Consider the following 19,725-nt stretch of genomic DNA (forward strand, 5'->3'; position numbering starts at 1 on the left):
ACCCTTCTTTATAAAACCACATATTCTGCATTCACAAGCTTTGCAAAATGAACAATTTGATCAACCGTTAAATTGAGAGATACGACTGTATGATGACCTCCGCCGTGCTTAATCCATGCTTTGATACCATCTTGAAAGTTCGGTTTGATTTTCCAGAGGACTCGTGCCACCGGTAAATGTGGTGCTGCTTCCTGCGGCTCAAAGGCTTCCACTTCTTGAATCAGCCATTTGAAATGTGTTCCAAAATCAGCAATGGAGACAACAACGCCCTCGCCTGCTTTTCCATCAAACACAAGACGTGCTGGGTCTTCCCGGTTTCCAATGCCTAGCGGAGACACGACAATGACAGGTTTTGTATGTGCAAGCGCAGGATCTACTTCTAGCATATGAGATTGCAGCACTGCTTCCTGACCAGCAGTCATTTCATATGTGTAATCTTCCATAAAACCAGTCGATTGATGATGGCTCATCACCTTTAATAAACGATCCAGTGCGGCGGTTTTCCAATCCCCTTCACCCGCAAAGCCATATCCCTTTGCCATCAGTCGCTGAACGGCTAAACCCGGAAGCTGCTTCATGCCATGTAAATCTTCAAAGTTTGTCGTAAAGGCATTGTAGCCGCCTTCATCTAAAAAACGCTTGATGGCAATTTCATATCGCGCCTGCACTTTCACACTTTGTTCCCATTCTTCCGCCGAATAGCTCCCATAATCCACGTCATATAATGTTAAGTACTCAGCAAACAGAGCATTAACTTCTGCTTCTTCCACAGCATTTACATAGTTCACAAGATCGCCAATTCCAAAGTAATCAACGGTCCATCCCAGCTGGATCTGCGCTTCAATTTTATCTCCTTCTGTCACCGCAACGTGGCGCATATTGTCACCAAACCGAGCCACTTTAATGTGGAAGCTCTCATGATAGGCAGCCGCAACGTCCATCCAATCAGCGATTTGCTGCTTCACCTCCTGCTTCGACCAATGACCTGCAACGATTTGGTTTTGCTTATTTAAACGTGCATTGATATAGCCGTACTCTCTGTCTCCATGTGCCGATTGATGGAGATTCATATAGTCCATATCAATCGTGTCCCACGGAATGTTTTCATAGTATTGCGTGACGAGATGCAAAAGAGGCTTTTGCAAAAGAGACGTACCACGTATCCACATTTTTGCTGGAGAAAACGTATGCATCCAAGTCATCACACCGATGACCTCATCACGATAGTTGACCTCTTTCATCAGCTGTGTGATTTGATCCGCACTGACCGCCAGTTCCTGCAGAATAATTGGATAAGGCAGCAAACCGCTCTCATTTAAGGCATCTGTTATCTTTTGCGCATCTGCCTTCACTTGCTTCAGTGCCTCGTCCCCATATAAGTGCTGTGACCCGACGACAAACCAACATTCTTTCTTCTGACTTGTTAACATAGAAATCCCTCTTTTCTTTATCTTGAAGGTTTTTGTCCGTAATACGCATGTGTTCCATGTTTTCTTAAATAATGTTTATCTAAAATCACCTGCGGAAGAGGCTCCGCATATTCGTTCAATTGCTTTGCAAACAGGTTCATTTTCGCTACTTCATCTAAAATGACACTGTTCGTTACCGCACTTTTTGCATCTTTTCCCCACGTAAAGGGACCATGACCTTGTAGCAAAATACCAGGAACCGCCATGACATCTATCTGTCTTTTCTCAAACGTTTCAATGATCAAGTGTCCTGTTTCCACCTCATACCCGCGATTCACCTCTTCTTCTGTGAGAAATCGAGCGCACGGAACAGGTCCGTAAAATGTATCTGCATGTGTTGTGCCCATTGCTGGTAAATCAAGTCCAGCTTGCGCCCATACCGTTGCCCACATTGAATGGCTATGTGAAATGCCGCCAATTTCCTCAAAGTGTTTGTAAAGAACAGCATGTGTGGCAGTATCGGAAGAAGGATTGAATTCTCCCTCGACCACTTGACCATTAAAATCGACCACGACCATGTCTTTTGCTGATAATTTGTCATACGCTATGCCGCTTGGCTTAATGACAAACAGTCCACTGTCACGATCGCACGCACTGACATTGCCCCATGTAAATTTCACAAGTCCGTACTTTGGTAGATCTAGATTCGCTTGAAACACTTCTTCTTTTAACCGCTCTAACATACAGGTGCCGCTCCTTTCTGTGGCGTCAAATGTTCTACTGCCGCTTTTTCTATCGGGAGTCCTTCTTGATAGCGCTTTATAAATTCCTCAAAACCTTTAACATCCAGTGGATCAGGATCAATAAGCTCTTCTAATGTATGGGCAAATACTTGATGCTTGAGAAAATGGCTCAGTGTTTGCTGCTGGTGATTGAGCATATACGAAGCAAGGACCGCCATCCCAAACGCACCGCCTTCTCCCGCCGTTGATACGACGGATACAGGTGTCCCGAGTGCAGCAGCGACCATTTTTTGCCCAACTATCGGTGTTTTAAATAAACCGCCATGTCCTAGTAAGCGATCAATCTTGACTTGTTCATGTGCTTTTAACCGATCCATCCCGATTTTCATTGCGCCAAATGCAGAGAAGAGATGCGTCCGAATGAAATTAGCAAGGGTAAACCGGCTTTGAGGAGATCTAACAAAAAGGGGTCTTCCTTCTTTTAGTCTCGTAATATTTTCACCAGAATAATAGCCATAGCTTAAAAGCCCGCCCCCATCATGATCTGCTTCTAAAGCTTGATTTAATAGGGTTTCGTACAATCTTTCTGTTTCAACTGGCTGACCCATTGCTTCAAACGCTTCTCTGAATAGATTCATCCAAGCGTTGAGGTCACTTGTACAATTGTTGGCATGAACCATCGCGACTGGCAGGCCATCTGGTGTCGTGACAAGGTCCACTTCTGGGTACACACCTTTTAGATGTTGTTCTAACACAATCATGGCAAATACAGATGTCCCAACTGAAATATTCCCAGTTCTCTTTTCCACACTGTTTGTTGCGACCATCCCTGTTCCTGCATCACCCTCTGGCGGGCAAAAAGGGATACCTGGCTGCAACTGTTTGCCTTGGTCTAAAATCGATGCTCCAGCTGCTGTTAACACACCAGCTTCTTCGCCTGCTAAATAGATGCGCGGCAAAAGATGACGAAGCTTCCACGGGTAGCCTTTTTCTGCAATCAATGCTTCAAATTGATGAAGCATCACTTCGTTGTAATCCTTCGTTTTTTCATCAATGGGGAACATTCCTGACGCATCGCCAATTCCGATGGCCTGCTTCCCTGTTAACAGCCAGTGAATGTAGCCGGACAAAGTGGTCACATACTCTAACCGGGACAGATGTTTTTCCTCTCCTAGTATCGCTTGGTATAAGTGAGCGATGCTCCATCTTTCTGGAATATGAAATTGGAATACATCTGTTAGCTTTTGACTCGCCTCGGTCGTTGTTCCATTCCGCCACGTTCGAAACGGGACGAGGAGCTCTCCTGTATGATGACAGGCGACGTAGCCATGCATCATCGCAGATATCCCGATGGAGCCAATGGTTTGAATCGTCACCCCATACAATTGTGCAGCCTGTTCTTTCATCTGACGGTACGCCACTTGAAGACCTGTAATGATCTCAATTAAGTTGTACGTCCATATTCCTTCTTGAAGAGAACTTTCCCATTCAAATGCACCTTGCGCAATTGGCTGAAACTCTTCATCTATTAAAATGGCTTTAATTCGTGTCGAACCAAATTCAATGCCCAAAGATGTCCTGCCTTCTCTAATGGCTTTGGCCGTCTCTTCACGATTCATTTTGTTCACCCCCGTGATGATAGCGGTTTCAAATATCTATTTCGTTTGATCCATCTTTACCTGTGCACAAAAACAATATAATATTTGTACGTACATATGTCAATAATAAATATAGTTGTGCATACATAATTAGACAAAAACTTTCATATTCTCTAAGGATTAGACGGTAGACACTGCAAGCGCCTGTTTTTGATTAAGCAACCATGTTAAAATATGTCCATACAAGTTCTTCTCAATCCGAGTAGAGGATCAACTGTGAAAGAAGTGAAACGATGAAAAAGAAGTACCAGATCATTATGGATGATATAAAAAGCAAAATACTGACAGGGGATTACCGGATCGGGGAGCGTATTCCAACCGAATCAAGCTTACAAGAGATGTATCAAGTAAGCCGGCATACGGTGCGAAAAGCCATCTTGGAATTATCAAGTGAAGGTTTTTTACGAAGCGAAAAAGGCTCGGGCACATTTGTCACCAATCAATATCAAACAAAACCTGCTGGACATGCTCATATGAAAACGATTGGCGTCATCACCACATACATATCCGATTACATTTTTCCGTCGATCATTCGGGGCATCGAAAGCCGATTAAATGAAGAGAACTATTCTTTGTTACTGGCGAGTACAAATAACGATGTGGAGCAAGAGAAAAAAGCGCTTGAAATGATGCTGTCCTTTGGTGTGGACGGATTAATTGTCGAACCGACAAAAAGCAACTTATATAATCCAAACATTTCGTACTACCTATCCTTTAAAGAGCAGGATGTCCCGCTTATTATGATCAATGCCTACTATGAGCAGTTAGAGGTTCCCTTCCTTTGTTTGGATGATGTGAAGTCCAGCTATTTAGCGACAAAGGAGCTGATCACCTCTGGACATCAGCACATTGGACTGATTTCAAAAACAGATGATTTACAAGGGAAATATCGAATGAAGGGCTATATTCAGGCACTTGGTGAAGCCAAGCTCAATTTCCTGCCAGAGCATGTCCTTTTTTTCGATACAGAATCGAAGCAGTATTTGGGGGATCATATCAAAACCTTTTTACAAGCGCACCAGCATGAGCTGACCGCCCTTGTTTGCTATAACGATGAAGTCGGGTTAGAAGTAGCAAATGTATGTAGTGAAATGGGTTTATCTATTCCAGATGATCTTTCCATTATCGGACAGGATAACTCGTATATTGCCCAAAAAAATGCCCATGTGAAACTGACAACGCTGACACACCCTCAAGAGCAAATGGGACGAGATGCGGCAGACTGGATGATTAAAAAAGTACAAGGGAAAAAGAATCTCCCTGATCAAACATTTTATGAGCCTGAACTCGTTCCTGGTGAAACGATTAAAGCGCTGAACGCAAGAAAAAATGAGCCCTCTTCATAGGAGGCTCATTTGGCTTTAGGCTCTTGTTCAAGCATATTCATCACATCATAGGCAATTCGGTCAGGAGAATCTTGCGTGATACGATTGCGATAGTTAGACAAGACGACCACTCCTGTTTTTGAATGCGGGCGGAAGCCTATGAAGCTGGAGAAACCAGAAGTTGCACCATTATGGCAAATCAATCCCGTATCATCTATGACCCACCCGAGTCCCATTGACATGTTTTTCCCTATCTTCACCTTTGGCTCGTGGGTCATTTTCCATGGAGAAGCGACGTCTGCACTCATATGCGCAGAGAGAAATGAAAGCAAATCAGTGATCGTCGAACGAATCGCACCAGCCCCTTGATAGTCATGCATCTGAAGCGGAGGAACCTCTTTTCCATTCTCTTGATGACCGAGGATCATCTTCTCTTGGACATCCTCCTTGATCGTAATAAAGGTGTTCAATAGTTTCAGCTCATCCACGATATATTCAGTCAGCAACTCTTCATATGTTTTGTGAAGAGACCACCCCATGATCAACCCGAGGAGTCCCATCCCTACATTGGAGTAACGAGATGGGTATTCTTTTCGCTCATTCCATTTTTTCGAGTGTAACAGTTTCATTAATTCATCAAGGGAGTATTGACAGTACATATCTCTTCTCACTTTTGGAAGAAACCTTAGTTGTAAATCTCTGAGAAAACGATGTGAAGGAAGTCCAGACGTATGGGTTGCCAGCTGTTCCAATTGGATGGGGTGATTCTTTCTTATTTCGGGACAATACAGTGAAATGGAATCGTCTAGCATCATCTGCCCTTTTTGAATCATGCTTGCCAATATACTTGTCGTAAAGACTTTTGAAATAGAGCCGATTTCAAAAATGACCTCCTCAGGCTGGACGCGCTGCTGTATGGGGTGATCTCCGAAATGAAAAACGTGTCTTTCTCCTTGATGAATCAGACCGATCACGAGCAGTGCCTGTTTCTTTTTCTCCGTATAAGAAGAGGCAATTCGCTGTACTTCTTGTTTGAGCATCATCAATGGATCATCATCCTTCCCCTTCATTTTGATCTACAATCAATTGATCAAGCTTTGTATAAATGGATGTCAATGTGTTGATCTCTTCGAGGCTTAATTTTGAATAGTATTTTTCAATGATCGCAAGTTCTATCTTTCTCATATTCTCCAAGTACGTCTTTGCCTTTTCAGAAAGTTCAACGTGCAATTCCCGACGATTTTGCGGGTTGATGCTGCGGCGAACCCATTCTTTTTTTTCAAGCGTGTTTAACAACTGGCTCACAGCACTTTGGGTGATGCCTAGTTGCTGAGCAATTTGAATAGGTGAGCTCCCCCCTTTTCTCTCTACGAAATCAAGGACAATGTGCTGCTTATCAGTTAACTCATCTACAAATAACTCTTCAAACTCTAATCGGAGCTTTTGATGGATGCGCGCTTCGATTTGGTTTAATTCTTGGATCATCGTTGTTTTGGATGTCACTGTCATCACCTTCACAATTAAGATAACTTAAGTATAAAGGTATATTAATTATTAATCAACAAAAATCCCTATCTTTTATTAAAGATAGGGAAAATGCCGATTATACTTCTTCTTTAGGTGAAGGTACTGCACATACGCCATCTGCACATGCTTCTTCAAATGAAGTATCAGCCGCTTTCTCCGTTTGCGCTGCCTCTTCTGTCCAAGCCGTTTCAAGTGCACGAAGGAACGTATCTGCTGGCTGTGCACCAGCAACCGAATATTGATCATTGATCAAGAAAAAAGGCACAGCAGAAATCCCGAGCTGTCTTGCTTCTTTTTCATCTTCTCGTACATCGTCTGCAAATTCTTGCCCGTCTAGAACCTTTTGTACTTCGTTCTGATCAAGACCTGCTTTTTCTGCGATATCTAAAAGGGTTTGACGATCACCAACATGCTTTCCATCTGTAAAATACGCTTGAAACAGCTCTCCCATGACAAGATCGCCTTTTCCCATTTTTCCAGCATATTGTGCGAGCTGGTGGGCATCAAAGGTGTTTGTCAAAACGAGTGGATCGAATTGAAAATCGATTCCTTTCTCCTTGCCCGCCTGTTTCACCTGTTCATTCATTGCGATGGCCCGGCTACGGCTCATGCCATATTTTTTGACAAGCATATCATGCACATCATAATCCACTGCAACAGGTGCATTCGGATCAAGCTCAAAGCTTTTAAACTCTACTTCTACCTGTTCTTTATGAGGGAATTGCTCAAGCGCTGTTTCCAACTGTTTTTTTCCTATATAACAAAAAGGACAGGCGATATCTGACCAAATTTGCACTTTCATCTTCATCTTCCTTCCGTTGCTTACGTTTTTTCTTTCAAGATGTAACTATTATAGTTACATCTTATCGTTTATGTCAAGTGATCCTTCTTTTTAAGTACCATGTATTAAAAAAACCTTTCCTTCAAAAAAGGAAAGGTTTTCATCACGGCTATTCTAAGTTCGCATGGTGACCGTACATTTTATGGGTGTCGAGCTCTTTCATTTCCATCAATCTCAAGATGATCGCATCGTACATAAGAAGCAAAGTTTGCTCAAATAATGAGCCCATCGGCTGAATCGTATGATGGTTTCCTTCATGTTGATCCTTTGGCGCACCTGACAGTAAGATGACTTCATCCGATAGATCAGCTATAGGTGACTCAGCTGAAAGCGTGAACGACGCCACGCTTCCGCCAATCGCCCTTGCCTTTTTCGCGAGCACAAGCAGCGTCTCTGTTCGGCCAGAACCGCTCCCTACAATCAATAAATCCTCAGATGTAAAAGCAGGCGTATTCGTTTCACCGATCACATAAGCTTCGACACCAATATGCGTGAGTCTCATCGCAAACGATCTCCCCATCAAACCAGACCTGCCAGCCCCTGCGACGAAGACCTTTCGAGCCGCTAAAATGCTTTTGACAAGCTGCTCTGCTTGTTCGTCTTGAATCGCGGGCGAGTGCTCAGAAAGCTCGCTTAGAATCGCTCTCACATAGTCACTTGTTTTCATGATTGTGCGATCAACTGCTTCATTTGCGCAGCCACTTCTGCTTTATTGTCTTGAGCCGCAATACCGCCGCCGACAATAATCAAATCAGGGTTTAATTTGACGACTTCAGGTAATGTATCAAGCTTAATACCGCCTGCAATCGCTGTTTTCGCCTGTTTGACCACTTGTTTAATGGTCATGAGGTCAGCAAATGAGTTTTGACCAACCGCTTGCAGGTCATAGCCTGTGTGCACACAAATATAATCTACCCCAAGCTCATCAAGCTCTTTCGCGCGGCCGGCGATATCTTTGATCCCAATCATATCGACTAAAATTTGTTTCCCTCTTGCTTTTGCTTCCTTCACCGCTCCTTGAATGGACATATCTTCTGCCGCCGCAAGAATGGTCACAATATCCGCTCCAGCCTCGGATGCCTGCTGCACTTCATAACCGGCAGCATCCATAATTTTGAGATCCGCCAGCACACGTAAATTCGGAAACGCCTGTTTGATTTCTTTCACAGCACGAAGCCCTTCGTTGATCACAACAGGTGTCCCAATTTCCACCACATCAATAGACGCTTCTACTTCTTTGATCAGCTCGATCGCTTCTGGTATATTCACTAAATCTAACGCTAATTGTAATTTCATCTACATTCACTCCTGTTTCATCATGTCATATTCAAGAGCTCCGCGGATGATGCATCTTGAATCTTTCTTGCATGAAACGAGTATAACAACAGAAATAACGCAATCCTAGTACGCACTTTTTTTTTACATACTATACTTTTTCGCATATGGGCACAAAAAAGATACTGTCTTTCGACCAGTATCTCATGTAGGTATTTCTATTTATCATCTTTTAAGAAATTGCTGTCGAGATATTGTTTGCCCCAATCATACATCGCCTCTAAAATTGGCATTAAGCTTTCTCCGAGTTCTGTGAGAGAATACTCAACCTTTGGCGGAACGACAGGATAAACCTCCCGGTGCACAATGTGATCTTCCTCTAATTCTCTTAGCTGATTGACAAGCATTCTTTGCGTAATTCCAGGCATTAACGACTTTAACTCACCAAACCGTTTTGTCCCTTCTCTGCCAAGGTGCCATAAGATCAACATTTTCCACTTCCCGCCGATAATATTCAGCGTCAGCTCTTTTTCGCAATTGAACACTTTATTTTCCATACGTGATGACAACAACATACACTCCTTTAATTTCAAACCACTTTATCATATACTTCGGCAAAATGGATTGCCCTAGCATACAGTCTTTGTTATTGATTTTGTTTTTTGACGAAAGCCATCACAGCCTTTGTCATCTCTTGCGCTTCTTTTGGCGCTCTGTCAGATCCAAACCATTTATTTAAATCACTGTGGCTCAGCGAATGAACCCGAAAAACAAACCGTGAGCCTTGATCATGGTTCAGTTTTTCTGCAAATCGGTACACCTCAGGGTTTTCCCAGCCTGTGACCAAATAAACAGGCGGTACATTCGTTTGATTCATATAAGTGACAGGTGATGCCTTTGTCCAGTTCTTCTCGTGTTTGCCAAAGACTTTTTTATACGATGGAATGGCTTGTATAAATTGATTGATGTTTAACGGCCCATCTAAAATCACGATAGAATTGATCGTTTTTGGCGACAGCCCCACACGTTTTAAGTAAGTCGAATCTGTAGCAACCAATGCTGTCAAATGACCACCCGCTGAGTGACCCATGACATTGATTTTTGACGAATCGATTTGATATTCATCTGCATGATCCTTCACCCATTTAATAGCGCTTGCCGTATCATCTGCCATCTGCTCGAAGTTGGCATCAGGGTGAAGCCTGTAATTCATTGAAACAAACACATACCCTTGACCCGTAAAATAATCAGCCTTTGAAGCGACTCTATTCTTATCGCCGCCTGTCCAGCCGCCGCCATGGAGATAGATCATGACTGGATGCTTCTTCTTTTTGTCTTCATCTTTTCCCTTTGGCATATACATATCGAGTGTTTGTTGTTTATTTTGTGTGTCTGCATAATGGATGTTCGTCGTCGGCTTAGGCTGGTTGAAACGGAACACAAAGAATGCGCATACCAATAATCCAGCGATGACCGCCGCAAATAAGAGCCATTTCATGATTCGATTCAATGTCATTGCACCTTTCTGTGTTGGGATGGGGAAGCATGATTCGCACATATGTAGAGCGACTAGCCCGATTCATTTGATACGACTTGTATGACTTGAACTGTTTGACAGTAAAAAGAGAAATACTGTTCTTCATAATCTTCGACAAAGTATTTCAAATATTCCCAGCCTCTATCCAAAAGTTGAACGTTCAAAAAAAGATAGGAATCGTTTGTTAACTCCAAATCTTTGATTTTGACCAGAAGAGACATTGGTAAATTTCAGATGAATGTCTGCTTGCAGGTTCGGGGAATCATATGGGATGTACATTACAATACAGTTGATCAAGTCGTAATGTTCATTATACTCTTTAAAGTAGTGAAATTCATTGATTTGCTTTAGATGCTTGATATTGAAATCGGGATTTGTTTCTGGATTTTTTCATCTAAAAACTATGTCATCGTTTGTCCTCCAGAAGGTTATTAAATAAGTGCAATGATTCGTTTTCTTGTTTCTTCATGGTATTGAACATAGGAATGCAATAAAGGATAACAATCAAGGATATGTTGATATGTTTTGATTTGAGGATATTGCTCTTCAAATGACTGACGCAGCACGTTTAACTGTTTTTTCGGTATTCGTTTATGATCGATCACAAGACTTAAGCTACCTGCAACAAGTGAAAAAAACATATAAAAATCATCTGAGGATATCCCAGTTTCTTCTTCAAAAGAGATGATATCATCTGGATAAGCAGAATCTAATAAGTATTGATAACGTTGTTTTACATCATCGAATAAACCTTGTTTATCACGGCTGAATCTCATGGATTTTCTCCAATCTCTCATTGTTTTTAATTCTTATTTAGACGCTAATGAGATCTTCCTATACACTGCAAATAAATTCTTGTGAATCGAAACATACGTTTTTCGATTCTATTGCGAGTAACATCCCATTGATGTTAAATAGAAAATTTGCATTTGAATCAAATTCTTCAAGAAGTACATTTTTAAAGTTCCCTATCCCATTAGGATGGTAACTGCATTCAAAAATTTGCCAATTCATCTCTTCTTGTATCAATTCTTCAAATCTATCATTACCTTCACCCCCATTATAATAAAGACTCGCCACATTCATAAATCGCAATTCATGATACCGAGCATCATTTATTTCACTTATACTAATGTTTATGACTAGTTCTTTACGAAAAAAATCAAATGAGAATGCCAGTACATCACAGACACCATCTAAATAATCGATCCATTTCTCAATACTGCTAAACATCTCATTCACTCCCCCAAAAATTAGTATAATTTCGAATCAGTTCTTTTTTAAAATCATCAGGAAGTTTTTGATTCGGAAATACAACTGAAATCCAGCCTAATACAATCTCATCTAAAGTTCTCCACGTTTTTAGCAATTGTTTATTCATATGTTCTAATTGATGAATCGCTAGTACTCCTATCTCATAACCTCTTTCGCCATAAATGATCCATTTCGCAGAAGGGGAAACCCATATCACACGTGAAGCAATACCCATTATGCTATCATTTACACTCTCTATCGGATAATCCGTTAAGAGATCGAGGTAATCACTTGGTGTGAGGTTTAACGGTACTTTCACCCAAGGATAATAACCAAAATCATGATAATAATCATCCATGCTCTTCTGCTCATCTAATACAGCCATGAGTATATAGTCATCATGATGATTCAAAGCTAAACCTTTTAACATTTCCCAGCCATCATCTGATAACAACCAATGGAATTCTTCGAATAAATAATGAGGGGTTTTCGTTTTCAACACTTGATCAGGGAATGTCTTCGTACTGTGAATGAGCGAATGAACAAACGATAGAACATGTTCAAATTCTTTTGGATCGGATATAAACAAATGTTTCACTTTATGCTCCTTTCATATCTTCGGGTAAGGCTATTATCAGTCATTGATTCTCAATTCCACCGCTTGGAACATTATGCATAACTAGAAAGCATTTGAGTGAAATAGTCATCGAATGTTTTTTGATCCTTTAATAATAGTTGTAGCCATTTTGCTAAAACAGGGTGATCCAGTGGCTTCCATCCTTCTTCTAATAACATATTTTTTGCAGAATCTTTTGTTGATACCATCCCTATGATACAAATTTCCATATCTCTATCTGCCCAAATCGCCCACTGCAAAGAATGAGATAACCAGACAACTATATTCGAATTCGTGATTATATTATCCGCTATGGAACCTTTTGGGTGCATCCATAGTGCATTTACATAATCCTCACCTGAAATGTTCACACTCGCTTTCAGCCAATGATAATAACCAAATTCCTTCAAATAATATGCGGTTGGATCTGGTTGAAGGACTGCAGTCAAAAATTCTCTATCTTGTGTAACAGTTGATAACTCTTTTATGGTTGGTAAAATATCATCACTCAATGCCCAATCAAACTCTTGAAACAAAAAACAATCAAATGTCTTACGAAAGACTTGTTGTGGCAGCTCTTTACTTGTTTCAAACACATGGTCTACTAAATTCTGATAGAATTTGAATTCTTTTTCTGAACGAATAAATAAGTCTTCAAGCCGTTTCAAACAACTACCTCCACTCTTGTCGAACTAATAGTTTTTTAATTCTTCATTCTTCTAACCAGTCATTCAAATCATCTACAGAATGTAAGTAAGAATTAGGTGAATCTTTCAAATCAATTCCACTTAAAAGAATCAGCATATCCCAAACTTCATTATCGTCTATTTCTGGATCGTCTGCAGAAACGTAAATTTCAGCCCAATCAGACACTTGTTCTCTTGTGATCGTCCCCTTTAAGACATTTCGTATTTTATTTAAACAGTCTAGCATTTTTGGTTCAGCCATTTATTACACCATTCCTTTCTCAAAATTCATTTTACGCTGTAAACTGCCTATATTTCATATTTAATAATATCCTCCATTGACATACCTTTAAAATATAATGAAAGAATGCTTATAATAGTGTATTCGCCAAGCATACCAATCGGGTTAAATATCATTTTAGCCGTTTTTGGGTCAGCAACCTCTAAGTCCATAACAGGTGCATTGTGACCTTCTTTCCCCTTGCTTACGTAATAATTTCCATCTCGGTATTCCACGAATTTCAGATTTTGAAGATCCTCTTCTTTTATAAAATCTTGATTTATTTTTGTAATGACTTTCCATACCCATTTAGAATACCCTCTTTATATATTGTGTTCTTTATATTATTCTCAATTTGCTTTATCACGATAAACGTATACTTGTATAAACTGTTTTATGTGCACGTTTGAAAAGTGCCACTTCATGATCCGTTAACCACTTAAGCTCTCTCATATGATAGGAAATTTCTTCTAAGTAGGTATCGGTTTTAGCAATTAATTTTTTATCTAAGATATTTCTTTTTTTGTCTTCAACTACAAGATAAAGAGTAAACTGTTTTAAATCTAATTCGATAAGTGGGTAAGCTTTTCTTTTTTTATCGGGACTTAGTTTTGTTCTCCCTTTAATCTCCGCTTTATATTCCTTCTCTTTCATTTTCTTAAATGTTGCTTTGACTAGCTGACTGTCCCAATTCTTCAGTTCACAAAGATAGAGTATCGCTTTTTCCAAAGTATCTGCTAATATCTTTTTCTTATTTGTTGCATTTTCAAATTCACTGTAACGGAAGGGTACTTCCAGCTCGTACGTATTTTTTAAAAATAAGATGTCTGGTTCATCTTTTGAAGTACTAATTAATTTGTATTCTTTAAAAGACCCACATATCAAAACAATAGCCTCACAATCTTTCGTTTGAAATTTCTTTTCTAATTCGTATAAAAACATTTCAGTCATACAAAGGGATTGGCTGGCTAAGTTCCCACGATCGTCATCTGACATTAATTGTATATTTTTCAAATGCACTTCTTATAAGCCTCCTAATGAGATTTTAATCACCTTATTTGTTGTATCTTTTCCGATATCTTTGTTAAATTCTTTGGTCAAAACATTCAATTTTATTTTGTTCATAATTCCAACTCTTGTACTTCCTATATAATTGCTTAAGAAGAGATTTTTTGTTTCTAGTCAATTTCAATATTTTTCTATAAATATACCATACTTTCAAACTAACCCATATATCATCAACTTATCTATATATCCCCTTTTTCACATATAAAAAAGCATCCTAAACGGATGCTTCTACCAAATGATATTTTTTCAAAATACGATAGGTAATTTCTTTTGCTTCTAGTCCGGTGCCTTCGATATTTGTAGCGAAAATGTAGGTTTTATTTTCATGTTTGATGAAGCCTGCGTACCAGCCGATGCCTGATCCGGAGCCTGTTTTTCCGTATAGCGTGGCGTGTTTCTATTCTTCTTGTATCATCATTCGCTTGACAGTTCTCATAACAGATAGGTCAAATGGGAGACTTTCTTCATATAGCTGTTTAAGGAAATGGACTTGTTCTACTGGAGAAATGCGCAACGTACTGCTTAGCCAAAACTGATCAATTCCGCCAGATATGTCTTGATTCCCATAATGAATGGCTTTTATCCAATGGCCCATGCGTTCTTCCCCGATGTCACGTGCCATGGCTTGATAATACCAGACGACTGAATCTCTCATGCCAGAGCCCAGTGTATGGTCCTTATTCCAGTTATCAATCTCTCTTTTTACTCCGTCCCAATATTTAATGTCGTATTCATCTTTAACTGCGCCAGTTTGAAGTCCGATTAAGGCATTTGCTATTTTAAACGTTGATTGAGGTGCAAAGCGCTTGTTCGCTCTTTTTTTGTTATACACCCATGGTGATTTTTCTTTTACTTCTTGAATCACAAATGTGCCTTCCCGCTCTTTCATGAATTCATCGACGGACCATTTTGGAGATGTTCCTTCACTTGATGCAGGCTTGCTCATACAAAGTGCTGCAAGCATCACGCCAGCAATCAGCCATTTCATCTTCTTTTTTTGCAAACAATCACCCTCTTTGCTCATGATTGCAATCGATTGTAGCATGATGACTGATCAGAAATAAGAGCCGCTCGTCCTCTTTTTCAATAAAAAAAGCCGGTTTTATCCGGCTTTCTGTTTATTGTACGTTCAATTTTTTCTCTTCTATCGCTTGCTTTGCAATTTTCGAAATCGTCATATCGTCCATTGGTGGGTTATGAAGGCCAGCACGAATGTCTCGATAGTAACGTTGAAGCGGGCAGCTAAGGCTTAAGCTTTTTGCACCGACTAAACGCATGGCTTTATCGACCACTTGTAGACTATCATTGACGACTGTATGCTTCACAGCACCGAATTCATTGATTAACAGCTCTCTTTTCTCTGGCTGCTGATACAATGTTGTCGTTGAATAGATGACATGGCGTGCTTGCTTTAGTAGTAAATCAATTTCGCCAATCAGTGTTTGGACATTTGGCAGTTCGCTAATCGTTCCGCTAATACTGTTCGGTGAATGGGTGATGGCATACTGAACAGCATAGTCTCTTGCCGCTTGTGCAATCCCTAAATAGCAGGAAGGAATATGTGCGATCCAAGGGTTTAACGTACCGCCCCGAGGTCCTTTTTGCACTTCAACCAACATGTCATCTGGAACTTCCACATGATCTAGAATTAAATCATGGCTCTCTGTTCCTCTCATGCCAACAACATCCCACGTTTCTTCTATAGAAACACCTTTTGTATCACGGTGAATTAAGAAGAAGCCCATCGCTTCTTTTTCTTCGATCCATACACCGACGAGAAAATATGTGAGTGCTGGTGACATCGTTGTGAATGTTTTCCGGCCATTGATCACCCATTGATCTCCTGATCTCGTTGCAGTTGTTCCAGGTTTGCCTCCTCTTGTTGGACTACCTGTCTGCGCTTCACTGACAGCCCGGTTCACAAGAGCCCCATTTTTGATTTCTTCAGCAAAAAATTGCAGCTGCTTCTCATTCCATAGTTTCTTTTCATAAATTTCACCTACAACTCCTTGGTGCCAGCCGATCGATAAGGCAGTTGCTCCATCCATACTTCCTAGTGTTTCTTGAAAAAGGACCATATCCTTTACAGATTGACCCCCGCCCCCGTACTCAACAGGCAGAGACAACGTTGTATAGCCCAGTTTAACTAATGATTCGATATTCTGTTTAGGAAAATAGGCACCCTCATCATGTTCTTTTGCAGATTGTTCGATCGTTTCACGAAGGGATTCTAGTTGATCTAGCCAATTTTTTTGAAAATCTGTATCGACAAATAATGCTTTAGACAAAACGTATCCAACTCCTCTGTTTCTCGCAATCTATCATATCCGATTTATCCAATAGGTATTATTAAAACACACTTTACTTATAGGATTTAATGTGTTAAATTTTATCAATATTAAGTACATATGTCAAAGGAACGTGATGCTTTTATGATTTCTGCTACTAATCTACATAAATCCTATGGGTCAACTCATGTGTTAAAAGGAATTGATTTCACCGTACAAGAAGGTGAAGTGGTCGCCATTATTGGACCGAGCGGATCAGGAAAAACAACCCTTCTCCGCAGTTTAAACAGCCTTGATATCCCAGACAAAGGAACGCTGACAGTTGGAGAAGCCACGATTCAATTTGAACAATATCGAAAAAAAGATCTTCTAAAACTCAGACAGCAATCGTCTATGGTGTTTCAGCATTATCACTTGTTTCAAAATAAACGAGCACTTGAAAACATCACAGAAGGATTGATTGTGTCTCAAAACATGTCTAAAAGAGAGGCGGAAAAAATCGGAGAGCAATTGTTAACGCGAATTGGGCTGCTTCATAAAAAAGATGCGTTTCCAAGTGAATTATCCGGCGGTCAACAGCAGCGGATTGGGATTGCCCGTGCGCTTGCCATGAATCCCGCGGTGCTTTTGTTTGATGAACCAACGTCCGCACTAGACCCAGAGATGGTCGGAGAAATCCTTGAAATGATGAAAGATATTGCGAGCCAAGGAATGACGATGGTCATTGTGACGCATGAAATCTCGTTTGCAAAAGATGTAGCGGATACAGTGATCTTTATGGCAGATGGGGAAATCGTTGAAAAAGGCTCACCAGAAGACGTCCTGATGAAGCCTCAGCATGAACGGACGAAACAATTTTTATCAAGAATTCATCGCGGGATGTGGCAAGGATTGGAGGAAGACAGATGAAGCGCAAGACTTTATTCACCGCCGCTAGTATCCTTCTGTTTCTCCTCTCTCTCATTGGCTGCAGCAGTGTGAAAACGACAACAGATGATGGCAGACAAATTGTCAAAGTCGCACTAAGCGCAGAAGTCAATCCGCCTTTTTTAGCCACAAATGACCGCAACGAGCCGATCGGCTATAACATCGATTATTTAAATGAAGTCGAGAAACGTTTGCCACACATTCATTTTGATTATATCTTTGGCGAGGAAGAATCCAATTTAATTGGGATCGGCGCTGGGAAATTTGAAATGGCGGCTAATTGGTTTTTTAGTAATCCTGAACGTGAAAAACGCTTTCTTTATCCTAAGGTTCCATACGGCTATTCGATGACAGGTTTAATTGTGAATGAATCAGAGCAAGATATTCAATCTCTAGACGATATGACATCAAAAAAGCTCGCTCCCGTCAGTCCTAGCGGCGGCCTTCGTTCCATATTAAATCAATATAATGAAGAAAATGATCGGAAAATTCCGCTCACGACCATTGAAAGCCCTTCAAACGAACTCAATTTAAAACGAGTCGAAAGTGGACGGTCCGATGCGGCTTTTATGAATATTTCGACCTTTGATACGATTCAAAAACATCTTCACCTGAAAGTCAAAGTGGGCGGCATTGTCTCAAAGGAACCTATTTATCTTGTCTTACAGCCTAGTCAAAAGAAACTAGCATCACAATTGGACCGAGTAACACAAGAGATGATAGAAGACGGAACATTACCTGACCTTGCGAAGAAATGGTTTGGCGTTGATTTCTTTCAAGATATTGACTATATATCAGAGCAAGGCTATCAATATGAAGAAAGGAAGGAAACGCCATGACGTTTACAGCTGGAGATTGGTTAAGAATCTTTTTACAGGTGGTTGATCGCCTGCCACTCACATTTCTGATGATTGTGGTGTCATTGTTTTTTGCCATCATCATCGGATTGCTGTTTGCTTGCATTCGAATCAAACAAATTCCAGTGCTGAAACAATTGGCGGTCATTTATTTGTCATTTACACGAAGTACGCCGCTCATTGTTCAGTTATTTCTGATTTATTTTGGCCTGCCTCAGCTTTTACTCATGGCCGGAATTCAAATCAATCATTGGGATCGTGTGTTATTTGTGATGATCACATTCTCGTTACATACGGGCGCTTATTTATCTGAAGTCTTTCGCAGTGCATATTCCTCTGTTGGGAAAGATCAGCTTGAAGCAGCTTACATTGTTGGGATGACAGATACGCAGGCATTAATGAGGATCATTATTCCGCAAGCCTTTCTCATTGCACTTCCGAACCTCGGAAATTACACCATTGATCTCGTGAAAGATACCGCCATTGCATTTACAATCGGACTCATTGATATGATGGGACAGGTCAAAATCATCCTAGGCAATAACTACGGGATAGGGATGTTTGAAGTGTACGTCATCATTGCAATTGTGTATTGGCTGATTTGCATCAGTATTGAACTGATCACGATGCTACTGGAAAGAAAATTTGTGAAAGGCCGCACCAGCCTGTCACGCTAAGGAGGCGATTTGATGCAAACCATTGATATATCATTTGCGATTGACCAAATACCACATATTCTAAAAGGCGTTCCCTTTACCTTATTGATTGCACTTGTTTCTATGGCTGTGAGCCTTTTGATTGGATCTGTTTTTGCTTTCATTCGCCTCTTTCGTATCCCTGTGCTCCGCCAGTTGGTCACGCTCTATGTCTCATTTTTTAGAGGAACACCTCTCATTGTTCAGTTGTTTGCTTTCTTTTATGGCATTCCATTTGTTCTGACCAAAATGAATAGCACTTTTGGGTTGACCTTTCACCCGGATATGGTCTCCCCGCTTACCGTTGCCCTTATCACCTTCAGCCTGCATTCAGCCGCACATTTAACAGAAGTGGTCCGCAGCGCACTCCTTGCGGTAGACAGAGGGCAGCTTGAAGCGGCGAAAATCGTTGGCATGACCACCAGACAGGCGATGATGCGCATTATTTTACCGCAAGCGTTTGTGGTTGCCCTGCCAAACCTAGGCAATCAGCTCATTCAGCTATTAAAAGCCACATCCCTTTCGTTTACAATTGGTGTACTGGAAATCATGGGAATCTCTCGCATCATTGCAAATGACGGCTACAAGTTTTTAGAAACGTATCTCGTCTCTGCTTTGATCTATTGGATGCTTAGTATTTTCTTTGAACTCGCTTTTGCTTTGTTAGAGAAACGAGTCAGCGTGTACGGAAAATCTCTTGGACGTTAAAAAAAGAGAACGGCATCTGCCATTCTCTTTA

General features: G+C 40.7%; 22 protein-coding genes and 1 pseudogene. 5 read left to right on the forward strand and 18 right to left on the reverse strand.

The window, feature by feature from the left end:
- Window positions 1-8: 8 nt before the first annotated feature.
- From araA to M2353_RS12340, 3 genes are read right to left on the reverse strand one after another with little or no spacing between them, the layout of a single operon-like run.
- The gene (gene araA, locus M2353_RS12330; RefSeq protein ID WP_256688535.1) at window positions 9-1,430 is read right to left on the reverse strand and encodes an L-arabinose isomerase; all 1,422 of its coding nucleotides are present in this window, start codon (window positions 1,428-1,430) and stop codon (window positions 9-11) included.
- A 17-nt stretch (window positions 1,431-1,447) separates the two neighbouring features.
- Complete coding sequence (locus M2353_RS12335; protein WP_284725491.1) at window positions 1,448-2,152, reverse strand: L-ribulose-5-phosphate 4-epimerase; 705 nt, start codon at window positions 2,150-2,152, stop codon at window positions 1,448-1,450.
- Window positions 2,146-3,771 (reverse strand): xylulokinase, encoded by a 1,626-nt coding sequence (locus tag M2353_RS12340; RefSeq protein WP_284725492.1) that lies wholly within the window; start codon window positions 3,769-3,771, stop codon window positions 2,146-2,148. Before M2353_RS12340 ends, M2353_RS12335 begins: the two co-directional genes overlap by 7 nt.
- Before the next feature lie 272 nt (window positions 3,772-4,043).
- Here M2353_RS12340 and M2353_RS12345 point away from each other — a divergent pair, with 272 nt between their 5' ends.
- Complete coding sequence (locus tag M2353_RS12345) at window positions 4,044-5,156, forward strand: GntR family transcriptional regulator (RefSeq protein ID WP_039167175.1); 1,113 nt, start codon at window positions 4,044-4,046, stop codon at window positions 5,154-5,156.
- 5 nt (window positions 5,157-5,161) lie between these two features.
- Here M2353_RS12345 and M2353_RS12350 read toward each other — a convergent pair whose 3' ends face one another.
- The 15 genes and pseudogenes from M2353_RS12350 to M2353_RS12420 form a co-directional block, all read right to left on the reverse strand.
- Entirely contained in the window at window positions 5,162-6,178 is a 1,017-nt protein-coding gene (locus M2353_RS12350; RefSeq protein WP_284726004.1) for a serine hydrolase domain-containing protein, read from the reverse strand.
- A 10-nt stretch (window positions 6,179-6,188) separates the two neighbouring features.
- Window positions 6,189-6,644, reverse strand: a complete 456-nt coding sequence (locus M2353_RS12355; RefSeq protein ID WP_202394234.1) for a MarR family winged helix-turn-helix transcriptional regulator — start codon at window positions 6,642-6,644, stop codon at window positions 6,189-6,191.
- A 94-nt stretch (window positions 6,645-6,738) separates the two neighbouring features.
- Window positions 6,739-7,464, reverse strand: coding sequence for a DsbA family oxidoreductase (locus tag M2353_RS12360; RefSeq protein ID WP_284725493.1), 726 nt, complete (start codon window positions 7,462-7,464; stop codon window positions 6,739-6,741).
- A 148-nt stretch (window positions 7,465-7,612) separates the two neighbouring features.
- On the reverse strand, window positions 7,613-8,170 hold the full coding sequence (gene hxlB / locus M2353_RS12365; RefSeq protein WP_284725494.1) for a 6-phospho-3-hexuloisomerase: 558 nt from the start codon (window positions 8,168-8,170) through the stop codon (window positions 7,613-7,615).
- Window positions 8,167-8,799, reverse strand: coding sequence for a 3-hexulose-6-phosphate synthase (gene hxlA / locus M2353_RS12370; RefSeq protein ID WP_284725495.1), 633 nt, complete (start codon window positions 8,797-8,799; stop codon window positions 8,167-8,169). The genes hxlB and hxlA overlap by 4 nt, the downstream gene beginning before the upstream one ends.
- A gap of 197 nt (window positions 8,800-8,996) precedes the next feature.
- The gene (gene hxlR / locus M2353_RS12375) at window positions 8,997-9,353 is read right to left on the reverse strand and encodes a transcriptional activator HxlR (protein WP_029708013.1); all 357 of its coding nucleotides are present in this window, start codon (window positions 9,351-9,353) and stop codon (window positions 8,997-8,999) included.
- A gap of 71 nt (window positions 9,354-9,424) precedes the next feature.
- Complete coding sequence (locus M2353_RS12380) at window positions 9,425-10,294, reverse strand: alpha/beta hydrolase (RefSeq protein WP_284725496.1); 870 nt, start codon at window positions 10,292-10,294, stop codon at window positions 9,425-9,427.
- Between the two features lie 452 nt (window positions 10,295-10,746).
- Window positions 10,747-11,091, reverse strand: a complete 345-nt coding sequence (locus tag M2353_RS12385) for a YxiJ family protein (protein WP_025207677.1) — start codon at window positions 11,089-11,091, stop codon at window positions 10,747-10,749.
- Between the two features lie 58 nt (window positions 11,092-11,149).
- Window positions 11,150-11,548 carry a YxiG family protein gene (locus M2353_RS12390; protein ID WP_284725497.1) on the reverse strand — a complete coding sequence of 133 codons (399 nt, stop codon included), beginning with the start codon at window positions 11,546-11,548 and terminating at the stop codon, window positions 11,150-11,152.
- Between the two features lies 1 nt (window position 11,549).
- Window positions 11,550-12,167, reverse strand: a complete 618-nt coding sequence (locus M2353_RS12395) for a hypothetical protein (protein WP_284725498.1) — start codon at window positions 12,165-12,167, stop codon at window positions 11,550-11,552.
- 71 nt (window positions 12,168-12,238) lie between these two features.
- Complete coding sequence (locus tag M2353_RS12400) at window positions 12,239-12,853, reverse strand: hypothetical protein (RefSeq protein ID WP_047946475.1); 615 nt, start codon at window positions 12,851-12,853, stop codon at window positions 12,239-12,241.
- 43 nt (window positions 12,854-12,896) lie between these two features.
- Window positions 12,897-13,133, reverse strand: a complete 237-nt coding sequence (locus M2353_RS12405) for a DNA-binding protein (protein ID WP_284725499.1) — start codon at window positions 13,131-13,133, stop codon at window positions 12,897-12,899.
- Window positions 13,134-13,514: 381 nt separating this feature from the next.
- Window positions 13,515-14,171, reverse strand: coding sequence for a hypothetical protein (locus tag M2353_RS12410; RefSeq protein ID WP_284725500.1), 657 nt, complete (start codon window positions 14,169-14,171; stop codon window positions 13,515-13,517).
- A gap of 262 nt (window positions 14,172-14,433) precedes the next feature.
- Window positions 14,434-15,222, reverse strand: a pseudogene (blaBPU, locus tag M2353_RS12415) (BPU family class D beta-lactamase).
- Between the two features lie 115 nt (window positions 15,223-15,337).
- On the reverse strand, window positions 15,338-16,507 hold the full coding sequence (locus M2353_RS12420; protein WP_284725501.1) for an acyl-CoA dehydrogenase family protein: 1,170 nt from the start codon (window positions 16,505-16,507) through the stop codon (window positions 15,338-15,340).
- Between the two features lie 144 nt (window positions 16,508-16,651).
- Here M2353_RS12420 and M2353_RS12425 point away from each other — a divergent pair, with 144 nt between their 5' ends.
- From M2353_RS12425 to M2353_RS12440, 4 genes are read left to right on the forward strand one after another with little or no spacing between them, the layout of a single operon-like run.
- Complete coding sequence (locus M2353_RS12425; protein WP_178930362.1) at window positions 16,652-17,416, forward strand: amino acid ABC transporter ATP-binding protein; 765 nt, start codon at window positions 16,652-16,654, stop codon at window positions 17,414-17,416.
- A complete protein-coding gene (locus M2353_RS12430) occupies window positions 17,413-18,273 on the forward strand; it encodes an amino acid ABC transporter substrate-binding protein (protein WP_039167149.1) in 861 nt (286 codons plus the stop codon). Before M2353_RS12425 ends, M2353_RS12430 begins: the two co-directional genes overlap by 4 nt.
- Window positions 18,270-18,968: an amino acid ABC transporter permease gene (locus M2353_RS12435; RefSeq protein WP_008342617.1), complete on the forward strand. Its 699-nt coding sequence runs from the start codon at window positions 18,270-18,272 to the stop codon at window positions 18,966-18,968. The genes M2353_RS12430 and M2353_RS12435 overlap by 4 nt, the downstream gene beginning before the upstream one ends.
- 12 nt (window positions 18,969-18,980) lie before the next feature.
- Window positions 18,981-19,694, forward strand: coding sequence for an amino acid ABC transporter permease (locus M2353_RS12440; protein WP_041090876.1), 714 nt, complete (start codon window positions 18,981-18,983; stop codon window positions 19,692-19,694).
- Window positions 19,695-19,725 lie beyond the last annotated feature (31 nt).

It is taken from the genome of Bacillus aerius, from assembly GCF_029894105.1.
Classification (GTDB): Bacteria; Bacillota; Bacilli; order Bacillales; family Bacillaceae; genus Bacillus; species Bacillus altitudinis.